Consider the following 452-nt stretch of genomic DNA (forward strand, 5'->3'; position numbering starts at 1 on the left):
AGCATGCCGATCAGATGGCGGGCCGAGCGGCCGGCGGCACGCTCGGTCGCCGCACGGCGGGCGAGTATCCGGGCGGCATCGATCTGGGCGCGGGACTCGGCGAGTTGCGCCTGTACGCCTTCCATGTGCGCCAGGGGACGGCCGAACGAGATCCGCTCCTGGGCGTGCCGGACCGAGGCGGCGAGCGCGGATTCGGCGGTGGCTATGGCGGCGATCGACACCAGCAGCCAGCCCCAGGTCATTCCTTCGGCGAGTTCGCTGAAGGGGACGGGGATCACGTCCGCTTCGGCGACCTGGGCGTCGGAGAAGACGATGCCTCCCCAGGGCATGCCCCGCAGCCCCATGTGGGGGGTCTCGTAGCGATGGATGCCGGGCTGACGCAGATTGACGATCGCCAGGCACCATTCGGGACCGTGGTCGCCGGCCTGCCTCTCCCTACGGGCGAGTGCCAC

At 70.8% G+C, this 452-nt stretch carries 1 protein-coding gene; it reads right to left on the reverse strand.

The window, feature by feature from the left end; translation table 11 throughout:
• Nucleotides 1-452 (reverse strand): acyl-CoA dehydrogenase family protein (locus BFF77_RS32475; RefSeq protein ID WP_169922767.1); only part of this gene is annotated, 452 nt, incomplete at both ends.

The sequence above is a fragment of the Streptomyces lushanensis genome (assembly GCF_001700515.1).
Classification (GTDB): Bacteria; Actinomycetota; Actinomycetes; order Streptomycetales; family Streptomycetaceae; genus Streptomyces; species Streptomyces lushanensis.